The 18,228-nt window shown below is 33.7% G+C and carries 20 protein-coding genes; 18 read left to right on the top strand and 2 right to left on the bottom strand.

Features of this window, described 5'->3' with window-relative positions; translation table 11 throughout:
• Window positions 1–49: 49 nt before the first annotated feature.
• Both argB and A7L45_RS05675 read left to right on the top strand, forming a co-directional pair.
• On the top strand, window positions 50–925 hold the full coding sequence (gene argB / locus A7L45_RS05670) for an acetylglutamate kinase (RefSeq protein ID WP_071611870.1): 876 nt from the start codon (window positions 50–52) through the stop codon (window positions 923–925).
• On the top strand, window positions 925–2,091 hold the full coding sequence (locus A7L45_RS05675) for an aspartate aminotransferase family protein (RefSeq protein ID WP_071611871.1): 1,167 nt from the start codon (window positions 925–927) through the stop codon (window positions 2,089–2,091). Before argB ends, A7L45_RS05675 begins: the two co-directional genes overlap by 1 nt.
• A 73-nt stretch (window positions 2,092–2,164) precedes the next feature.
• Here the strand turns inward: A7L45_RS05675 and A7L45_RS05680 are convergent, their stop codons facing one another.
• A complete protein-coding gene (locus A7L45_RS05680) occupies window positions 2,165–2,902 on the bottom strand; it encodes a response regulator transcription factor (protein WP_071611872.1) in 738 nt (245 codons plus the stop codon).
• A gap of 3 nt (window positions 2,903–2,905) precedes the next feature.
• Window positions 2,906–4,135, bottom strand: coding sequence for a sensor histidine kinase (locus tag A7L45_RS05685; protein ID WP_071611873.1), 1,230 nt, complete (start codon window positions 4,133–4,135; stop codon window positions 2,906–2,908).
• A gap of 258 nt (window positions 4,136–4,393) precedes the next feature.
• Between A7L45_RS05685 and pduA the strand changes: the two genes are divergently transcribed.
• From pduA to A7L45_RS05765, 16 genes are read left to right on the top strand one after another with little or no spacing between them, the layout of a single operon-like run.
• Window positions 4,394–4,681 (top strand): propanediol utilization microcompartment protein PduA, encoded by a 288-nt coding sequence (pduA, locus tag A7L45_RS05690; protein ID WP_071611874.1) that lies wholly within the window; start codon window positions 4,394–4,396, stop codon window positions 4,679–4,681.
• A 20-nt stretch (window positions 4,682–4,701) separates the two neighbouring features.
• Window positions 4,702–5,574 carry a propanediol utilization microcompartment protein PduB gene (gene pduB, locus A7L45_RS05695; protein ID WP_071611875.1) on the top strand — a complete coding sequence of 291 codons (873 nt, stop codon included), beginning with the start codon at window positions 4,702–4,704 and terminating at the stop codon, window positions 5,572–5,574.
• Between the two features lie 23 nt (window positions 5,575–5,597).
• Complete coding sequence (locus tag A7L45_RS05700) at window positions 5,598–7,262, top strand: propanediol/glycerol family dehydratase large subunit (RefSeq protein WP_071611876.1); 1,665 nt, start codon at window positions 5,598–5,600, stop codon at window positions 7,260–7,262.
• Between the two features lie 18 nt (window positions 7,263–7,280).
• Window positions 7,281–7,949: a propanediol/glycerol family dehydratase medium subunit gene (locus A7L45_RS05705; RefSeq protein ID WP_071611877.1), complete on the top strand. Its 669-nt coding sequence runs from the start codon at window positions 7,281–7,283 to the stop codon at window positions 7,947–7,949.
• A 12-nt stretch (window positions 7,950–7,961) separates the two neighbouring features.
• Window positions 7,962–8,477, top strand: coding sequence for a diol dehydratase small subunit (locus A7L45_RS05710; RefSeq protein ID WP_071611878.1), 516 nt, complete (start codon window positions 7,962–7,964; stop codon window positions 8,475–8,477).
• Window positions 8,478–8,515: 38 nt separating this feature from the next.
• A complete protein-coding gene (locus tag A7L45_RS05715) occupies window positions 8,516–10,336 on the top strand; it encodes a diol dehydratase reactivase subunit alpha (RefSeq protein ID WP_071611879.1) in 1,821 nt (606 codons plus the stop codon).
• 1 nt (window position 10,337) lies between these two features.
• Window positions 10,338–10,736, top strand: coding sequence for a glycerol dehydratase reactivase beta/small subunit family protein (locus A7L45_RS05720; protein ID WP_071611880.1), 399 nt, complete (start codon window positions 10,338–10,340; stop codon window positions 10,734–10,736).
• Window positions 10,733–11,287: a BMC domain-containing protein gene (locus A7L45_RS24160; protein ID WP_071611881.1), complete on the top strand. Its 555-nt coding sequence runs from the start codon at window positions 10,733–10,735 to the stop codon at window positions 11,285–11,287. Before A7L45_RS05720 ends, A7L45_RS24160 begins: the two co-directional genes overlap by 4 nt.
• On the top strand, window positions 11,284–11,937 hold the full coding sequence (locus tag A7L45_RS05730; protein ID WP_071611882.1) for a phosphate propanoyltransferase: 654 nt from the start codon (window positions 11,284–11,286) through the stop codon (window positions 11,935–11,937). Before A7L45_RS24160 ends, A7L45_RS05730 begins: the two co-directional genes overlap by 4 nt.
• Window positions 11,938–11,939: 2 nt before the next feature.
• Window positions 11,940–12,755, top strand: coding sequence for an ethanolamine utilization protein EutJ (eutJ, locus tag A7L45_RS05735; protein WP_308167609.1), 816 nt, complete (start codon window positions 11,940–11,942; stop codon window positions 12,753–12,755).
• Window positions 12,756–12,765: 10 nt separating this feature from the next.
• Window positions 12,766–13,530 carry a flavoprotein gene (locus A7L45_RS05740; protein ID WP_071611883.1) on the top strand — a complete coding sequence of 255 codons (765 nt, stop codon included), beginning with the start codon at window positions 12,766–12,768 and terminating at the stop codon, window positions 13,528–13,530.
• Window positions 13,531–13,534: 4 nt separating this feature from the next.
• The gene (locus A7L45_RS05745) at window positions 13,535–13,804 is read left to right on the top strand and encodes a EutN/CcmL family microcompartment protein (protein ID WP_071611884.1); all 270 of its coding nucleotides are present in this window, start codon (window positions 13,535–13,537) and stop codon (window positions 13,802–13,804) included.
• A gap of 29 nt (window positions 13,805–13,833) precedes the next feature.
• Window positions 13,834–14,826 carry a cob(I)yrinic acid a,c-diamide adenosyltransferase gene (locus A7L45_RS05750; protein WP_071611885.1) on the top strand — a complete coding sequence of 331 codons (993 nt, stop codon included), beginning with the start codon at window positions 13,834–13,836 and terminating at the stop codon, window positions 14,824–14,826.
• Window positions 14,810–16,225, top strand: coding sequence for an aldehyde dehydrogenase family protein (locus A7L45_RS05755; protein WP_071611886.1), 1,416 nt, complete (start codon window positions 14,810–14,812; stop codon window positions 16,223–16,225). Before A7L45_RS05750 ends, A7L45_RS05755 begins: the two co-directional genes overlap by 17 nt.
• Window positions 16,226–16,237: 12 nt before the next feature.
• Complete coding sequence (locus A7L45_RS05760) at window positions 16,238–17,581, top strand: 4Fe-4S dicluster domain-containing protein (protein ID WP_071611887.1); 1,344 nt, start codon at window positions 16,238–16,240, stop codon at window positions 17,579–17,581.
• On the top strand, window positions 17,578–18,126 hold the full coding sequence (locus tag A7L45_RS05765) for a BMC domain-containing protein (protein ID WP_071611888.1): 549 nt from the start codon (window positions 17,578–17,580) through the stop codon (window positions 18,124–18,126). The genes A7L45_RS05760 and A7L45_RS05765 overlap by 4 nt, the downstream gene beginning before the upstream one ends.
• Window positions 18,127–18,228 lie beyond the last annotated feature (102 nt).

Raw genomic sequence — 18,228 nt, forward strand, 5'->3', positions numbered from 1 at the left:
AAACAGTTATATAATTAATAAAAATTAAGTATTAGGTTTGGAGGTTATAATGGATATATTAAATAATGAATCAAATAAAAAAGATTTTTTGCAAATGAGTAAATATGAGGGTAAAACCTTTGTGATAAAATATGGTGGAAGTATAATGAGTAATGATGTTGCGAAAGAAGCTTTTGTAGAAGATATTGAGCTTATGACAAAAGCAGGCATAAAGGTTGTTATTGTACATGGTGGAGGTCCTTTGATTAGCAAGTGGGTAAAGAAAAGCGGTGGTGAAAACAAGTTTATAAAAGGATTAAGAGTTACAAGTAAGGATACTATGGAAATTGTAGAGATGGTATTATCAGGTAATGTTAATAAAAGATTATCATCAATCTTAAGTCTTAGAGGACTAAATGCTATAGGTATAAGTGGTAGAGACAGCAATTTGATTCAAGCTAAAAAGAAGTACATTTTTGATGATGACAAAAAAATTGATATAGGTTTCGTTGGAGAGGTTGCAAACATAAATACAAAGGTTTTACTTACCTTGCTTAAAAACAAGTATATACCAGTTGTTTCTCCAGTAGGTGTAGGCTGCAATGGTGATAGTTACAATATAAATGCAGATTATGCTGCAGCTGCTATAAGTGGAGTACTTAAAGCTGAAAAATTATTAATTATGACAGATATAGATGGTGTATATACAGATATAACTGACCCAACAACACTTTTATCATCAATAACGGTTGCACAAACTAAAGAGTTTATAAATAAGGGTATGATTTATGGTGGAATGATTCCAAAGCTAGAATGTTGCGTTGCTGCAATTGATAAGGGAGCTAAGAATGTTCACTTAGTAGATGGAAGAAAAAAACATGGTTTATTATTAAATATAATTAAGGATAGTGGAACTAAAATTATAACAGCGAAAGGGGTAATATAATGGAAGAAAATTGTGTAATGAATACTTATGGAAGATATGATGTTACTTTTGAGAAAGGCCTTGGATGTAAAATTTATGATTCAGTGGGTCAAGAATATATGGATTTTGTATCAGGAGTTGCAGTGAATTGTCTTGGACATAGCCATCCTGCTATAATAAATGCAATAACTACTCAAAGTAGTAAGCTCATGCAGAGTTCTAATTATTATTGGAATACACCGCATAAGCTACTCGCAAAAAAACTAATAGATAACTGTGATCACGATAAAGTGTTTTTTTGTAACAGTGGTACCGAAGCCATAGAAGCAGCGCTCAAGATAGCGAGAAAATATGGATCATTAAAAAATACTAAAGATAAAAATGTACTTATATATATGGACGAGTCCTTTCATGGTAGAACTATGGGTTCATTATCAGTTACTGGTCAAGAAAAATATCAAAAAGATTTCCGCCCATTAATTGGAGGTACACAAAAGGTAAAATTTAATGATGTAGAAGAGTTAAAAAAGAATTTTAATGATAAAGTATGCGCTGTAATAGTAGAACCAATTCAAGGAGAAGGCGGAATAAATATTGCAACAATAGAGTTCTTAAAAGCAGCAAGAGATTTGTGCGATAAATATGACGCTCTATTAATTTTTGATGAAGTGCAATGCGGTATGGGACGCCTTGGAAGTCTTTTTGCTTATAAGAAATTTTCAGTTATTCCTGATGTAATATGTATCGCAAAAGCACTCGGTGGCGGTTTTCCAATAGGGGCAACTATTACAAATGTTAAAGCGTCAGCGGCATTTGTACCAGGTGATCATGGAAGCACTTTTGGTGGAAATCCACTTGCATGTGCTGTTGGTGAGGCTGTTTTAACAGAGCTTCTTGATGGTGGAGTTATAGAGAAAATTGACGACAAAAGTGCATATATGAAAGAAAGATTACTTAAAATAAAAGAGAAATATGGTGTAATAGATGAAATAAAAGGTATAGGTCTATTGATTGGCATAAAAATAAATGCAGATACAAAGGAATTTTGTAAGTCGTGTTTTGATAAGAAATTGCTTGTAATAGCGGCTGGGAATAATGTGGTAAGATTACTTCCTCCACTTAATGTAACAAAGGGAGAGATTGATGAAGCATTAGATATTCTTGAAAGAGTAATTTCGGAAATTTAATGTGTAAGTTTACTATAAAAATAAAGTGAATTGATAAAGGCTGCATAACGAATTCGTTATGCAGCTTTTATCTTTAGAAATGTTGTTTCTTGTTTTGATATCTAAAGTGATTAGGTGACATTCCAACACTTTTTAAAAAAACTTTACTGAAATAACTTGAATCAACATATCCAACGTTTTGTGATATTTCAGTAATGTTTTTATCTGTATTTAGGAGCAAGTCCTTTGCTTTTATTATTCTAAAGGAAGATAAGTAATTAATAAAATTAATACCAATTTTACTCTTAAAGTATCTGCTGAAATATTGTGGGTTAAGATGAACATAAGCTGCAATTGATTGAAGATTTATATATGTATTATAATGTTTATCGATATATTTCATAGCTTCTTTAATTAGCGTATCATCTTGGTTATCACTTATGACTCTATCATTTTGCGTATTTATTAAAGATATACTCCTATTTATAGATTCAATTAAATCGTTAGGTCTTATGGGTTTAAGTAGGTAATCGATTACTTTTATTCTAATTGCACTCTGAGTAAAAGCAAAATCATCATAAGCAGATAGAATGATTGTGTGTACATTTGGTAAAAATTTAATTATCTCTTTTTGAGCCTCAAGGCCGCTAAGTTCAGGCATTTCTACATCCATTAAAATGATATCGGGGGTACTTGTTTTAGCCATTTCAATAGCTTCAAATCCACTTTTAGCTTCACCACAAATATTAATACAACTTAGTTTATCTTCAATGATGTATCTAAGCGCTCGTCTTTCAATATTTTCATCTTCAACTATTAGTAAATTGTGCATTAGTTACGCCTCCCTTTTATTTAATTTAATACAAGGAACCTTTATTGTAGCGGTAGTTCCACATTCTTTAGTCGATTTAAGTTCGATGCCATAACTATACCCAAAAAAGTGTTTAATCCTGTCGTCTACATTTTTAATTCCTAGGCCGGTAAGGTTTTCATAAGAATTTTCAACTGCAAAAATTGTTTTAAGTCTGTCGTTATCAATACCAATGCCATTATCAAAAACTTCAAGTGTGAGATAACTATTATTAAAATTTTTACCTATTATTTTAACTTTACCATTTATCGTCATATTTTTAAGACCATGAATTATTGAGTTCTCGACTAATGGTTGAAGAGTCATTACAGGAATTTTAAAGTTGAGTATTGAAGGATCAATATCTATTTTGTAATCAAACCTATCACCAAATCTTGTTTTTTGAATATAAAAATACTTTTTAATATTAGTTATTTCTGAATCTATTGTAACCATGTTATTTGAATTCTTAAGACTATACCTTAATAGGTCAGAGATTGCATAAATGAGATTTTCAGTGTCGGGGGCACCTTCTATTAAAGCCATTCTTGCAATGGTATTTAGAGTATTATATAGAAAATGAGGATTAATTTGAGCCTGAAGCGCTTTAATTTCCATATTTTTAAGAAGTTCTGTAAGTTTCATTTTTTCTTTAGTTTCGTCCAAGAGTTCTGATTTTGTAATTGTTGCTATTCCCATTTTAGCGATAAAATTAGAGAAAAGAAAAAGATAATCAGCAGATACTAGAATCTTTTCATAATCAACTACGGGAACTTCAGCTAGTGCATTAAATAGATCATTCTCAGATAAACTAAGTTCACGTGATAATCTCTTAACATCTATGAGTGTTTTATTTTTAAAGTTTGTACTTGTTACTTGTCCACATAACATAGATCCAAGATAATTACCATTTACAATTATCGGAGCCGCAAAATCAATGAGACCAGTGTGGCAGTTATAAATAATAGGTTTACCGGCTTCCATTGCCATTGTTCCACCAACTGAATCACAATGTTTACAACGTCTATATCCTTCTGCACTGCTTCTAATTAAGCTGCACCATTTAGTAAAATAACTGGCGGTTACAACAGGTGTTCCATCTCCATTAACTGTTACAGTTGAGAGGCCAATTATTTTTGCGAATTTATCTTGAATATCTTTAAGTGAGGATACGTCAATGATTTCTTTAAGCTTATATTTAGGATTTATTACCATGATATTCCTCCTCTATAAGAAGTTTTAATAACAATAACTATATAGTTAATATATTACCATTAATTGTAATGAAAATATACTATATTTAATATAATCAAAATATATTAGCATTAACTATATAGTAATAATAATACATTCAAATGTCAAAATAATTTCTTTTTATGAAATCAATATTATACTTAAATAGAGCAATATATTGACATCAAAGAGTGTGAAAATTCGGTATAATGAAGATATAAAATAAATGGAGGTGTTTTTATGGGACAAGAATCATTAGGAATGATAGAGACAAAAGGTTTGATTGGTGCAATAGAAGCTGCAGATTCAATGGTTAAAGCTGCAAATGTAGTTCTTATAGGTTATGAGAAAATAGGCTCAGGACTAGTTACTGTTATGGTTAGGGGAGATGTTGGTGCTGTTAAAGCCGCTACTGATGCCGGTGCAGCAGCTGCAAAGAGAGTTGGAGAAGTTGTATCTGTTCATGTAATTCCAAGACCTCACACTGATGTTGAAAGAATATTACCTAAATATCCAGTTTCAGAATAAATAGTGAGAGGTTGATGTAAATGAATACACAGCTAATTGAAAAGGTTTATGAAGAGGTTAGACGTAAAATTGCTAGCGGAGAAATAAAAGCAAATGATATTGAAAAAACAGTTAAAGAACTTGCAAAATGTGAGAATGAAAGTAAAGTTAAAAATGAAATTATAGAGGTTAAAGAAGTTAAAAAGGAGGGGAAATTTATGCAGGCACCAGGATTAACCGAATTTGTTGGAACAGGTATTGGAGATACAATTGGTTTAGTTATTGCAAACATAGATTCAGCACTACACGCGGCTATGGGAATTGATAAAAAATTCCATTCAATAGGTATTATAGGAGCAAGAACCGGAGCAGGTCCACAAATAATGGCTGCTGATGAGGCTGTTAAAGCTACCAACACTGAAATCGTTTCAATTGAACTTCCAAGAGATACAAAAGGTGGGGCTGGTCATGGTTGCCTTATAATATTTGGAGCAGAGGATGTATCAGATGCAAGGCGTGCAGTTGAAGTTACATTAAAAGAACTTCCTAGAACTTTTGGTGATGTTTATGGTAATGATGCAGGCCATCTTGAAATGCAGTATAGTGCAAGAGCAAGTTTGGCTATAGAAAAAGCTTTTGGAGCACCTGTTGGAAAGGCTTTTGGATTAGTTATTGGGGCGCCGGCAGCAATTGGAGTAATGATGGCGGATACTGCTGTTAAAACTGCAAATGTAGAAATAGTTGCGTATTCAAGTCCATCTAAAGGTACATCACATTCAAACGAAGTTATACTTGCAATAACTGGAGATTCAGGAGCAGTAAGACAAGCGGTAATCGCAGGAAGAGAAGTAGGAAAGAAACTTTTAAATGCGTTAGGTGATGAACCAACTTCAACTACCGAACCGTACATTTAAATTAAGGATGGAGGGTTGATATTATGAAAAGATCAAAAAGATTTGAAGCGTTAGAAAAAAGAGAAGTTAATAAAGATGGGTTTGTAAAAGATTGGCCAGATGTAGGCCTTATTGCAATGGATGGTCCTAATGATCCTAAATCTAGTTTAAAACTTGAAAATGGAAAAATTGTTGAAATGGATGGAAAGAAAAGAGCTGATTTTGATTTTATAGATATTTTTCTTGCAGATCACGCTATAAACCTTGGTGATGCAGAAAAATCAATGGCGATTAGTTCACTTGAAATTGCTAGGATGCTTACAGATATAAATGTTCCTAGAGCAAAAATTGTAACTATTGCTACATCAATTACACCAGCAAAACTAGTTGAAGTTGTAGATCATTTAAATGTTGTTGAAATGATGATGGCACTACAAAAAATGAGAGCTAGAAAAACACCATCTAATCAGTGTCATATTACAAATGTAAAAGATAATCCAATTCTGATTGCTGCTGATGCTGCAGAAGCTGCTTTAAGAGGTTTTGATGAAATGGAAACTACAGTTGCTGTAACAAGATATGCACCATTTAATGCACTTGGATTACTAATTGGAGCACAAGTAGGAAGAGGTGGAATATTAACTCAATGTGCTCTTGAAGAAGCAACGGAACTTAAACTTGGAATGCTTGGTTATACAGCATACGCTGAGACTATATCAGTTTATGGTACAGAGCAAGTATTTACTGATGGAGATGATACTCCTTGGTCAAAGGCTTTTCTTGCATCTGCATATGCATCTCGTGGACTTAAAATGAGGTTTACATCTGGTACTGGTTCAGAAGTTTTAATGGGCTATGCTGAAGGTAAATCAATGCTTTATCTTGAAGCAAGATGCATAATGATTACAAAGGGTGCTGGAGTTCAAGGATTACAAAATGGTTCTATAAGTTGTATTGGTATACCAGCAGCTGTTTCAGGTGGAATAAGAGCTGTACTTGCTGAAAATCTTATAACTTCAATGCTTGACATGGAAGTTTGTTCAGGAAATGATCAAACATTCACACATTCAGATATAAGAAAAACTGCAAGAACTATGATGCAATTCCTTCCTGGAACAGACTTTATATTCTCAGGATACGGTGGAGTTCCTAATTATGATAACATGTTTGCAGGTTCTAACTTTGATGTTGATGACTATGATGACTACCTTGTACTTCAAAGAGATTTAAAGGTCGATGGAGGACTCAAACCAGTAAAAGAAGCAGATGCAATTGCTGTTAGAAATAAGGCTGCTAAAGTGCTTCAGGGAGTATTTAAAGAAATGGGATTACCACAAATAACTGATGAAGAAGTTGAAGCCGTAACATATGCACATGGAAGTAAGGATGTTCCAAACCGAAATGTTGTAGAAGATTTAAAAGCCGCTCAAAGCATACTTAAAAATGGAATTACAGTTCTTGAAGTAGTTAAAGCTCTTTCAAAGAGTGGTAATGAAGATATTGCAGAGAGGGTTCTAAGTTTAGTTAAACAAAGAATTGCTGGAGATTATCTGCACACCTCATCTATTTTTGACGATAAATTTAATGTAATTACTGCAGTAAATGATCCTAATGATTATATGGGACCAGGAACTGGGTATAGGCTTGAGGGAGCAAGATGGGAAGAAATCAAAAACATTAATCAGGCTCTTGATCCTAATAAAATGTAGTTAGAGGAGTGATGTGATATGAATGTAATGTCTAATGAAGAATTAATAAAAATTATAACTAATGAAGTTGTTAAAAAATTACAATCACAAGGCGATTCGCATGAGGAAATAGCGAATAGTAAATTGGACACTTTAAATTCGAAATTAGAGCTTATTGAAGTAGGAGTTGCAAAACCAGGAACAAGGCGTGATGAAGTTGTTATAGCAGTAGCTCCTGCATTTGGAATTTATCAGACAAAAACTATTGTTGATATTCCACATAATGAAGTACTTAGTGAAATTATGGCAGGAATTGAAGAAGAAGGTGTTACTTCAAGAGTTATTAGAGTAACTCGTACATCAGATGTTTGTTTTATGGCTCATGATGCAGCAGTTTTAAGCGGCTCAGGAATTGGTATTGGTATTCAGTCAAAAGGAACAACTGTTATTCATCAAAAAGACCTTGAGATGCTAGAAAATCTCGAACTTTTTCCACAAGCTCCATTAATTACAAGAGAGACTTTTAGAGCGATTGGGAAAAATGCTGCTAAATATGCAAAAGGTGAGTCACCTGATCCTGTTCCTACATTAAATGATCAGATGGCAAGGCCTAAATATCAAGCAAAAGCAGCAGTTCTTCATATCAAGGAAACACAGCATGTTGTGCCAAATGCAAAACCTATGCAGCTTAAAGTTGTATTTAAGTAAGGGGTGAATTATATGGATGATAATATGAATATTGAACAAATAGTAAAAGAAGTTATGAAAATGATGAGCAGTGAACCACAAGCACAAGAAGTTAAGGTGGCAAGTAATAGTAATGTTAAGAAGTTAACACTTAAAGACTATCCATTAGCAATAAAGAGTAAAGAACTTATTAAAACGAAAAATGGTAAAGGCCTTGACGACATAGATGTTAAAAGTGTGCTTAGTGGTGATGTTAAAGACGATGATATAAAAATTACATCAGAGGTTCTTTTATATCAAGCACAAATTGCAGATGAGGTTGGAAGAGTTCAGTTTGGTAAAAATTTAAGAAGAGCTGCTGAAATGGTTATAATTCCAGATGCAAGAGTTCTTGAAATTTATAGTGCACTCAGGCCTTTTAGATCTACAAAGCAGGAGTTATTAGATATTGCAACAGAACTTGATGATAAGTATAATGCCACAATAAATGCTACATTGGTAAGAGAAGCCGCTGATGTATATGAAAAAAGAAGTAGGCTAAAAGTTTAACGACAGCATCGAAGATGATGATTAATGAGGTGATTGGTTTGAAGTTTATTGCAGGTGTAGATGTAGGTAATTCTACAACAGAGGTAGCTATTGCGGATATTGAAAATGGTCTAAATTTTGTTTCTAGTAGTTTGTCTAAAACTACAGGAATAAAAGGAACTTTAGATAACGTTGTTGGAATTTTAAATTCATTAACTGACGCATGCAAGAAGATTAATATAGAATTATCTGCATTGGATTCCATATGTATCAATGAGGCAACACCTGTAATAGGTGATGTAGCAATGGAAACAATTACAGAAACAATAATAACTGAGTCAACTATGATTGGACACAATCCAGATACACCAGGTGGGCTAGGTATTGGTATTGGTAAGACTGTGTATATTGATGAAATAGTGAATTTACACAGTATGGAAGATGTAATTTGTATAATTCCAAAGTCAGTAGATTTTGAAACTGCTGCTATGAGAATTAATAATGCACTTGACAATAATGTAAAAATTAATGGACTTATTGTTCAAGCAGATGATGGTGTTATTATTTCCAATAGGCTAAGGAAAGTTATCCCGATTGTTGATGAAGTTTCCCTTATAGAAAAAGTACCTATGGGAATGATTGCGGCTGTCGAGGTAGCGCCGCCAGGTTCTAACATAACAGTACTTTCAAATCCCTATGGCTTAGCTACAATATTTAGCTTAACCCCAGATGAAACAAAGCATATAATTCCTGTTGCAAGGGCTCTGATTGGAAATAAATCAGCTGTTGTAATTAGGACACCAGAGGGAGATGTAAAGGAAAGAACGATTCCATCTGGTAATCTTATTTTATTTGGAAAACAAGAAAAAAAAGTTGGCATCGAAGAAGGTGCTGTTAAAATAATGAAAGCGTTAAGGGATGCTTGGCCAATAAATGATGTGGTCGGTGAGAGCGGAACAAATGTTGGAGGAATGATTGAAAGAGTTAAGCAGGTCATGGGTCAATTAACTAAGCAGAAAAGCTGCGAAATAAAAATTCAAGATATTTTAGCAGTAGACACATTTGTACCTCAAAAGGTAAACGGAGGTATAGCAGGAGAGTTTGCTTTAGAAAATGCAGTTGCACTAGCAGCAATGGTTAAAACAAGTAGACTGCCTATGGAAAGTATAGCAAGAAAACTTGAGCAGGAGACAGGTATTAAGGTAATTATTGGTGGAGTTGAAGCAAATATGGCAGTTCTTGGAGCATTAACTACTCCAGGTACGGACAGACCAATGGTAATACTTGATTTAGGTGGGGGATCAACAGATTCTGCCTTTATAAGTAAAACAGGAGATGTAAAATCTATTCATCATGCTGGAGCAGGAGAGATGGTAACAATGCTCATAGACTCAGAGCTTGGAATAGATGACTATAACCTGGCAGAGGATATCAAGAAGTATCCTCTTGCAAAAGTTGAAAGCCTATTTAATGTAAGGTATGAAGATGGTAGTGTATGTTTTTTTCAAAAGCCGCTTAGTGCTTCTATATTTGCAAGAAATGTTGTTGTAAAAGAAAATGAGATGGTTCCAATCCATTCAAAACATTCAATTGATAAAATAAGAATTGTTAGACGCGAAGCTAAAAAGAAGATATTTATAACAAATGTTGTAAGAGCTCTTCAAGATATAGCACCAGGGAATAACCTTCGCGCTATTGAGTTTGTAGTGCTCGTTGGTGGATCAGCACTTGATTTTGAAATACCTGAAATGATATCTGATGAGCTTTCTCATTATGGCATAGTTTGTGGAAGCGGTAATATAAGAGCAAAAGAGGGCCCTAGAAATGCAGTAGCAACAGGTCTTGTAATATCTTACTACAATAGCTTGAAAGGAATATAAAATGGAGAATAACAGTAGACCTTGCATTGTTGTTGTTACGGATAAACCAGATATTAATATACTTAAACATATACTCGCAGGAATTGAAGAAGAAGGTATCCCATATGAAGTTGATGTAGTTAATGGTGATGAACTTTTAAAAATCACTCATAAGGCTGCAGTGTATTCAAGAATGGGTGTCGGGATAGGAATAAAACAAAATAGAGTTTTGCTACACTTTAGCAAACTTAAAATTGATAAACCAATTCTCGACGTCAACTTGAATGAAAATATTAAAGATACTGCAAGAAACATTGGTAATAATGCTGCAAGATTATATAAAATAATGCCTTTTAAAAATATGGGCGAGGGTATTATGGAAGCATTAAAGCATAATTTCGCAAGGGAGGAAAACATATGAGCAGAGTTGCCCTTGGGTTAATTGAAACAGTAGGATTAGCTGCAGCAATTGAAGCAGCGGATACTTGTATGAAATCAGCAAATGTTGAGCTCATAGGGTATGAATTGACTAAAGGTTATGGCATGGTTACAGTTAAGATTAAAGGTAACGTGTCAGCAGTTAAAGCAGCCATTGAGTCGGCTAAAGTAAGTGCATCGGCTGTAAATACAGTATATGCAACTCTTGTTATTCCAAGACCTGTTGATAAATTAGATTTAATAATTGAATCTAGTAATACTATTGGATTAGAAAATAAATTTGTTGGCAAAAAAGAAACAATAGAAATTCCAGAAGAAATAATAAATGAAAAAGAAGTAAAAATAGTGGAGAAGCAAGCTTTAGTAGAGGAATCAGTTGTAGTTGTTAATTCAATCATTGTGGATGGAGCAGTGCAGGAAACAACAACAGAGGGAATTTGCAATTTATGTTATGACCCTAAATGTAGTAGGAAGAAGGGAATGACTAGAAAGGCATGTATGCATTATAAGGATAGTGAAGGTGATAAGAAATGAATGAATTTGATGATGCTCTCTTAAAGGATATAGTTGAAGAAGTTTCAAGGAAATCATGTATTAAAAATAGAGAATATGTTATTCCGGTTGGAGTGTCAAGTAGGCATATTCATGTGACCAAGGAAGATCTTGAGTTTCTATTTGGAAAAGGATATGAGCTTACTGTAAAAAGTAAAGTTAAACAGATAGGTCAGTTTGCAGCAAATGAAACTGTTACATTAGCAGGACCTAAAGGAAGCTTAATTAAAGTTAGAATACTTGGGCCTATAAGAAAAGAAAGTCAGATTGAAATATCACTTACTGATTCCTATACACTTGGAGTAAAGGCCCCACTTAGAAATTCTTCAGACATAGTAGGGTCAGAAACACTTAGTGTAATTGGACCAAAGGGAATGAAAATTTTTAATGAAAAAGTAATTGTTGCAACTAGGCATGTTCATATGTTACCTCAAGATGCAATTACATTTGGAGTTTCGGATGGTGACTTTGTTGACATTGAAACTAAAGGGCTTAAAGGTATTATTTTGAAAAATGTACTTGTTAGAGTTGGCAATAATTCAGTTTTAGAGGTTCATATAGATACTGATGAGGCAAATGCAGCAGAAATAAAAAATAATGGACTTATTAGGATTGTGGGGTTAAGTAGATAATTATGATGGAGAAAGCAAATGATCTTATATTGCAAATGGAGAAATGTATAGCTAATGAGGGTCCAATAAAGGTAGAGGGAAAACTTAAGGTTGGAGTTGATCTTGGAACTGCAAATATAGTTATTACAGTGCTTGATTCTAATGATATTCCGGTTGCAGGAGCAATTTATCCAGCAGATGTTGTACGTGATGGAATAGTTGTTAATTTTGTAGGGGCAGTACAAATTATAAGAAAGCTTAAAGCTCAACTTGAAAAGCAACTTGGGCGTGAGCTTATATATGCAGCAACTGCAATCCCACCAGGAATTATGGAAGGTAATGTACGTGTTATTAAAAATGTAGTTGAAGGTGGGGGTTTTATTGTTACAAATGTACTTGATGAGCCAACGGCGGCAGCTAACATATTAAACATTAACTCTGGAGCAGTTGTGGACATTGGTGGTGGTACTACGGGAATTTCGATACTCAAAGATGGAAAAGTTATCTATAGTGCAGATGAGCCAACAGGAGGAAGACATTTGACTCTTGTGACGGCAGGGGCTCTAAATATGGAATATGAAGATGCAGAGGAATATAAAAAGGACATTAACAATTATAATATGGTGTTTACAATGGTTAGGCCAGTAATTGAAAAAATGTCATCGATAATACAAAAACATATAAAAGGCTACAATATCGATACAATATATCTCGTTGGAGGTACTTGTTGCCTTAAGAATATTGAAAATGTAGTAGAGGAGTACACTGGTGTTAAAACTGTTAAAACGTATAATCCACTTCTAGCAACTCCACTCGGAATTGCAATTAGCGTAAAGTGAGGTGATTTAGTTGGATATTGAAGAGCTAATAAGAGCAATCACAATTCAAGTATTAGGTTTGGTTAATAAAAAAGTATTAGTTTTCATTTCAGGTGGGGTAGTAAATGTAGAAGAGGAATTTAAGATTTTAAAAGAATTTGATAATTTACAATATAGTGTTGTTTTATCTGACTCTGCGAAGGATATAATTCCTAATAAGTTTATTGAAGACCTAAATGCAGATTTGATTTCTGACAAAAAAGTAATGGCTAAAAAGATAGATGAAGTTGATTTTATATTGATACCAGTTATGACAAGAAATATACTTGCAAAAACAGCTTTTGGCATTCGCGACACATTTATTACAACAGGAATTTCGGATGCAATTATGAAAAACAAGAAAATAATTGTAGTAAAGGATAGTTTTGATCCTGATAACCCAGTTAATGTTTCATTAGGTTATTCACAAAATGGTTCATATAATGAAATGATAAAAAATCATATAAAAACAATAGAGAGCTTTGGGGTTTCATTTATTAATGCATATGAGCTCAAAAAGGCTATAAACGAATTACTTATTATAGAAGAAAAGAAAATAACACAATTTACTAAGAGTGAAAAAGTTGTGACAAAAGAAATAAGAGAAGTAACATTAAAAGGAATAATAACAAAAACCGATTTGCTGTCTATTGGGAGTTGTAGGAATATAAAAATTTCAAAAGGAGCGGTTATTACATCTCTTGCAAAAGATTACATAGACTCAGAAAACATTGAAATAGATTACATTGAGGGGTGAGAATATGTTTTTGGCAAAAGTAATTGGGACGCTTGTTTCCACAAAGAAAGATGATAGATTGATTGGAAGCAAGCTTCTGATAATTAGAAAAATTAATGAATTCGAGGAAGAAGAGAAAGATACATTAGTTGCAGTTGATACAGTAGGCGCAGGAAATGGTGAAATAGTTCTTGTAATTACAGGTAGTGGAGCAAGACTTTTAGAAGATAATAAAGATACACCAATTGATACGGCTATAGTAGGGATTGTAGATTACATTGAAGTAAGTAAATAATAATTTAAACTCCAATAGGAGATGAATTTATGAAAATATATACAAAGACGGGGGATAAAGGTCAAACAAGTTTGCTTGGAGGAAGCAGAACTTCAAAATCTGATTTAAGGGTATGGTCATATGGAACATGCGATAGTGTAAATTCGACCTTAGGTTTTGCAAGAAGTTTTATAAAAGATGAAGAGATAAAGACAATAATATTCAAAATACAAAAAACACTTTTTGAAGCAGGGGCAGAACTTGCATCGCTTGGTACTGATAAATTTAAGGAAAGAATAGTTAAAGAAGATATAGATTATTTAGAAACAGTAATAGATAAGGTAGACATGATTATCCCAAAGCTTAATAGTTTTATAGTTCCTGGTGGAACAATTGAATCCGGAGCACTTGATGTAGCAAGAACTAAGGTACGCGAAGCGGAGCGATATATAGTAGAGTTAGCCATGAGTTATGATGTTAGTGCTAATTTATCAAAGTATTTTAATAGATTATCAGATGTTATATACACTATAGCAAGATATGAGGATTATAAAAATATTCTAATAAAGGTTAAAGAAAATGTAATAGTGGCACTTAGACTAAAAATTAATAAAAGGGGTAGTGAGAAAATGAATAGAGAACTTAGTGAAAAGATAATAAAAAGGTGTATTGAAAAGGCAATACAAATAGAAGTCCCAATGGTGATTTGGGTCATGGATGAGCATGGAAACCCTGTAATGTTTGAGAGAATGGATGGATCACTTCTTGCAAGTATTGAAATTGCAAAAGGAAAGGCTTATAGTGCAGTGGCATTTAAGTTACCTACACATGAACTTAATGAACTAGCAAAAAACGGAGAACTTTATGGGATTAATAACCTAGATAATGTTATTACATTTGGAGGAGGATATCCGTTAAAGATAAATAATCTTATAGTTGGAGCAGTTGGTGTAAGTGGCGGAACAGTTTCACAAGATATGGAAGTTGCGATCTATGCGGTTAAAAAGTTTGAGGAGATGATAAGTTATGGAGATAAAAAATGATGAAATATCAGCAATGGTTGAAAAAGTACTTCAGGAAATGAATAGGAGAGATCTTAATGTCTCTGAGAGTGATGGCGTTTTTGATGATATGGATGAAGCAATTGAGGCTGCATCAATTGCGCAAAAAGAGCTTATATGTATGAGCATTTCACAAAGAGAAGAGCTTATATCCGCAATGAGAAAAGCTATACTTGATAACGCTACAAAAATAGCAGACATTTGCGTTGAAGATACTGGAATGGGAAGGAAAGATCATAAGTATTTAAAACTTAAACTTGTGGCTAATAAAACTCCTGGAACAGAAGTGCTTAAAACAATGGCAATATCAGGTGATAAAGGATTGACACTTATAGAAATGGGGCCATTTGGAGTAATCGGTGGAATAACGCCTTCAACTAATCCATCTGCGACAGTTATGTGTAATAGCATTGGAATGATTGCATCAGGGAATGCGGCTGTGTTTTCACCACATCCAGGAGCAATAGAAAGTTGTCTTATTTCCGTAAGAGTTCTTAATAAAGCAATAACTGATGCTGGTGGCCCTAGAAATTTAATTACAACGTTAAGAAAACCATCACTTGAAAGTACTGATACGATGATAAATAATCCTAAAATAAGACTTGTAGTTGCAACTGGTGGACCTTTTATTGTTAAGAAAGTGTTATCATCAGGCAAAAAAGCAATTGGAGCAGGAGCTGGTAATCCTCCGGTGGTTGTTGATGAAACAGCAGATATAGTGAAAGCTGCAAGGGATATAATCGCAGGTTGTTGTTTTGATAACAATCTTCCATGTATAGCAGAAAAGGAAGCAATTGTTGTTGAAAGCGTATATGAAAAATTAATTGCAGAGATGCTTAAGAACGGAAACGTATATGAATTAGATGAGCAGCAAAAACAAAAGGTTCTAGATGTAGTAATGAACAAAACTGAAAAGGGTGGAAAAATAAAATATGGAGTTAACAAAAACTTTGTTGGTAAAGATGCATCAGTTATTTTAGCAGCAGCAGGAATAGAGGCTCCTAAAGGTGTTGAATGTTTAATTTGTAGGGCAGAAAATTTACATCCATTTGTACAAGAAGAGTTAATGATGCCAATACTTGCAATTGTTAAAGTTAAAGATGTTGATGAAGCAATAAACACAGCTGTCTTAGATGAACATGGGAATAGACATACTGCTATGATGCATTCAAAGAATATTGATAATTTAACCAAGATGTCAAGACTTATAGATACTACGATATTTGTTAAAAATGCACCATCATATGCAGGAATAGGTTTTGGAGGAGAAGGGTGGACAACATTTACAATAGCTGGGCCAACAGGTGAAGGTATTACAAATGCTACATCATTTACTAGGCAGAGAAGATGTACAATGGTTGATTCTTTTAGAATCATATAAGGAGGGTTTAATATGGAATTATTAGACCAAATATATAAAGCCGGAGTTGTAGGAGCCGGGGGAGCTGGCTTCCCAACTCACATTAAACTAAAATGCAATGTTGAATATCTTTTAGTTAATGCAGCAGAATGTGAGCCACTTATTCAAACTGATAAGTATATTATGCGCCATAATGCAGATGAAATAATAAAGGCATTAAGTTTTATGGCACCACTGGTAGGAGCAGATAAAGTTATAATTGCAATTAAAGGAAAATACGAAAGAGAGATACAAGCTCTTCAAAGTGCAATAAAAAAGCTCGACTCAAAAGTTGAACTTTTTTATCTTAAAAGTGTATATCCTGCTGGTGATGAACAAGTTATCGTATATGAGGTTACTGGCAGAGTAATTCCACCTGGAGGAATACCACTAAGCGTCGGAGCAGTGGTGTCAAACGTTGCAACAGTGTTAAGTATATATGATGCAACGAGAGGCAAGAGTGTTACCGATAAAATAATTACTGTAACTGGTGAAGTAAATAATCCAAGTTTATTATCAGTACCAATTGGAACTCCGATTTTAAAATGTATAAAAGCTGCAGGTGGTTTAAATATTAAGGATTATTGTGTAATTATGGGCGGTCCTATGATGGGAAGAATTCTAAGCTCTGATGAAGTAGAGCAAAGAACTATAACTAAAACTGATGGTGGAATAATAGTGCTTCCTACGAACCATTATATTAAAGAAAGAAAATCATTATCTGTGCAGCACATAATTAATCAAACAAAATCAGCATGTATTCAGTGCTCATATTGCACGCAAATGTGTCCAAGATACTTACTGGGTCATCCACTAAGACCACATAAAGTTATGAGGGCAATTTCAATGTCACTCGATCACTCAGAGGAAATTTTTAAAGAAGCCTTAATATGCTGCGAATGTGGAATATGTGAAATGTACGCTTGTCCTATGGGGATATCTCCAAGGCAAGTAAATATAATCATAAAAAATGAGTTAAGACAAAAGGGAGTTAAGTTTAATACAACTTTAAAAATAATCCCAGATGAACAAAGAGATGGCAGGCAAGTACCTGTATCAAGGCTTGTACAAAGACTTAACTTAGGTAAATATAAAGACATAAAATTTGATGATGACGCAATTGAGGTAAAGGTTAACATTGTGACCATACCATTAAAGCAACATATAGGTAAATCCGCTACTTCAATTGTAGCAGTGGGCGATGAAGTTAATAAAGGACAACTAATTGGCGAAGTTAAGCGGGAGGATATGGGGGCTAATATTCATGCAAGTATTAGTGGAAAAGTTACAAATGTATCTGATTGTATAATTATTGAAAGTAGTGAGGTGATATTATGATTAGATCAATAGCATTAATAGAGCTTAACAGCATAGCAAGAGGAATAGCAGTAGCAGATGTTATGCTAAAGTCTGCAGAGGTAAGACTCTTATTTTCAAAACCTACTTGTCCAGGAAAATTTATAATACTAGTTGCTGGGGAGGTTGGGGCAGTAAAAGCTGCTCAAAAGTCAGGTGTTGATTATGGTGGGCAGTATGTTGTTGATGATGTTTTGATTGCTAATGTGCATCCTGATGTTATTGGGGCTATTAATTGTAATGCAACAATAGATAAAGTAAATGCACTTGGAATATTAGAATTCTTTTCAATAGCAGCGTCCATTGTAGCAGCGGACGCTGCTGCAAAAGCAGCACAAGTTAAGTTAATTGAAATAAGACTTGGAATGGGAATTGGTGGTAAATCTTATATAACTTTGACAGGTGATGTAAGTTCAGTTAAAGCCGCGGTTGAAGTAGGTGCAAATGCAGTAGCGCAAACAGGAATGCTTTTAAATAAAGAGATTATTCCATCTCCTAAAAAAGAAGTATTTAATAATTTGTTATAGTAAAATAATATTCTAAAATGAGTTATACTGAGCAGAGAAGTTGACGGATTGTTAATTTCTCTGCTAATTTAAATTAATGTTAAAATAAAGGAGGTAATTATT

It is taken from the genome of Clostridium estertheticum subsp. estertheticum (assembly GCF_001877035.1).
GTDB lineage: Bacteria > Bacillota > Clostridia > Clostridiales > Clostridiaceae > Clostridium_AD > Clostridium_AD estertheticum.

Excerpts from the sequence above, each read along its gene's own strand:
- argB (WP_071611870.1), top strand. The coding sequence starts at position 50 with ATGGATATATTAAATAATGAATCAAATAAAAAAGATTTTTTGCAAATG.
- A7L45_RS05675 (WP_071611871.1), top strand. The coding sequence starts at position 925 with ATGGAAGAAAATTGTGTAATGAATACTTATGGAAGATATGATGTTACT.
- A7L45_RS05680 (WP_071611872.1), bottom strand. The coding sequence starts at position 2,902 with ATGCACAATTTACTAATAGTTGAAGATGAAAATATTGAAAGACGAGCG.
- A7L45_RS05685 (WP_071611873.1), bottom strand. The coding sequence starts at position 4,135 with ATGGTAATAAATCCTAAATATAAGCTTAAAGAAATCATTGACGTATCC.
- pduA (WP_071611874.1), top strand. The coding sequence starts at position 4,394 with ATGGGACAAGAATCATTAGGAATGATAGAGACAAAAGGTTTGATTGGT.
- pduB (WP_071611875.1), top strand. The coding sequence starts at position 4,702 with ATGAATACACAGCTAATTGAAAAGGTTTATGAAGAGGTTAGACGTAAA.
- A7L45_RS05700 (WP_071611876.1), top strand. The coding sequence starts at position 5,598 with ATGAAAAGATCAAAAAGATTTGAAGCGTTAGAAAAAAGAGAAGTTAAT.
- A7L45_RS05705 (WP_071611877.1), top strand. The coding sequence starts at position 7,281 with ATGAATGTAATGTCTAATGAAGAATTAATAAAAATTATAACTAATGAA.
- A7L45_RS05710 (WP_071611878.1), top strand. The coding sequence starts at position 7,962 with ATGGATGATAATATGAATATTGAACAAATAGTAAAAGAAGTTATGAAA.
- A7L45_RS05720 (WP_071611880.1), top strand. The coding sequence starts at position 10,338 with ATGGAGAATAACAGTAGACCTTGCATTGTTGTTGTTACGGATAAACCA.
- A7L45_RS24160 (WP_071611881.1), top strand. The coding sequence starts at position 10,733 with ATGAGCAGAGTTGCCCTTGGGTTAATTGAAACAGTAGGATTAGCTGCA.
- A7L45_RS05730 (WP_071611882.1), top strand. The coding sequence starts at position 11,284 with ATGAATGAATTTGATGATGCTCTCTTAAAGGATATAGTTGAAGAAGTT.
- eutJ (WP_308167609.1), top strand. The coding sequence starts at position 11,940 with ATGATGGAGAAAGCAAATGATCTTATATTGCAAATGGAGAAATGTATA.
- A7L45_RS05745 (WP_071611884.1), top strand. The coding sequence starts at position 13,535 with ATGTTTTTGGCAAAAGTAATTGGGACGCTTGTTTCCACAAAGAAAGAT.
- A7L45_RS05750 (WP_071611885.1), top strand. The coding sequence starts at position 13,834 with ATGAAAATATATACAAAGACGGGGGATAAAGGTCAAACAAGTTTGCTT.
- A7L45_RS05755 (WP_071611886.1), top strand. The coding sequence starts at position 14,810 with ATGGAGATAAAAAATGATGAAATATCAGCAATGGTTGAAAAAGTACTT.
- A7L45_RS05760 (WP_071611887.1), top strand. The coding sequence starts at position 16,238 with ATGGAATTATTAGACCAAATATATAAAGCCGGAGTTGTAGGAGCCGGG.
- A7L45_RS05765 (WP_071611888.1), top strand. The coding sequence starts at position 17,578 with ATGATTAGATCAATAGCATTAATAGAGCTTAACAGCATAGCAAGAGGA.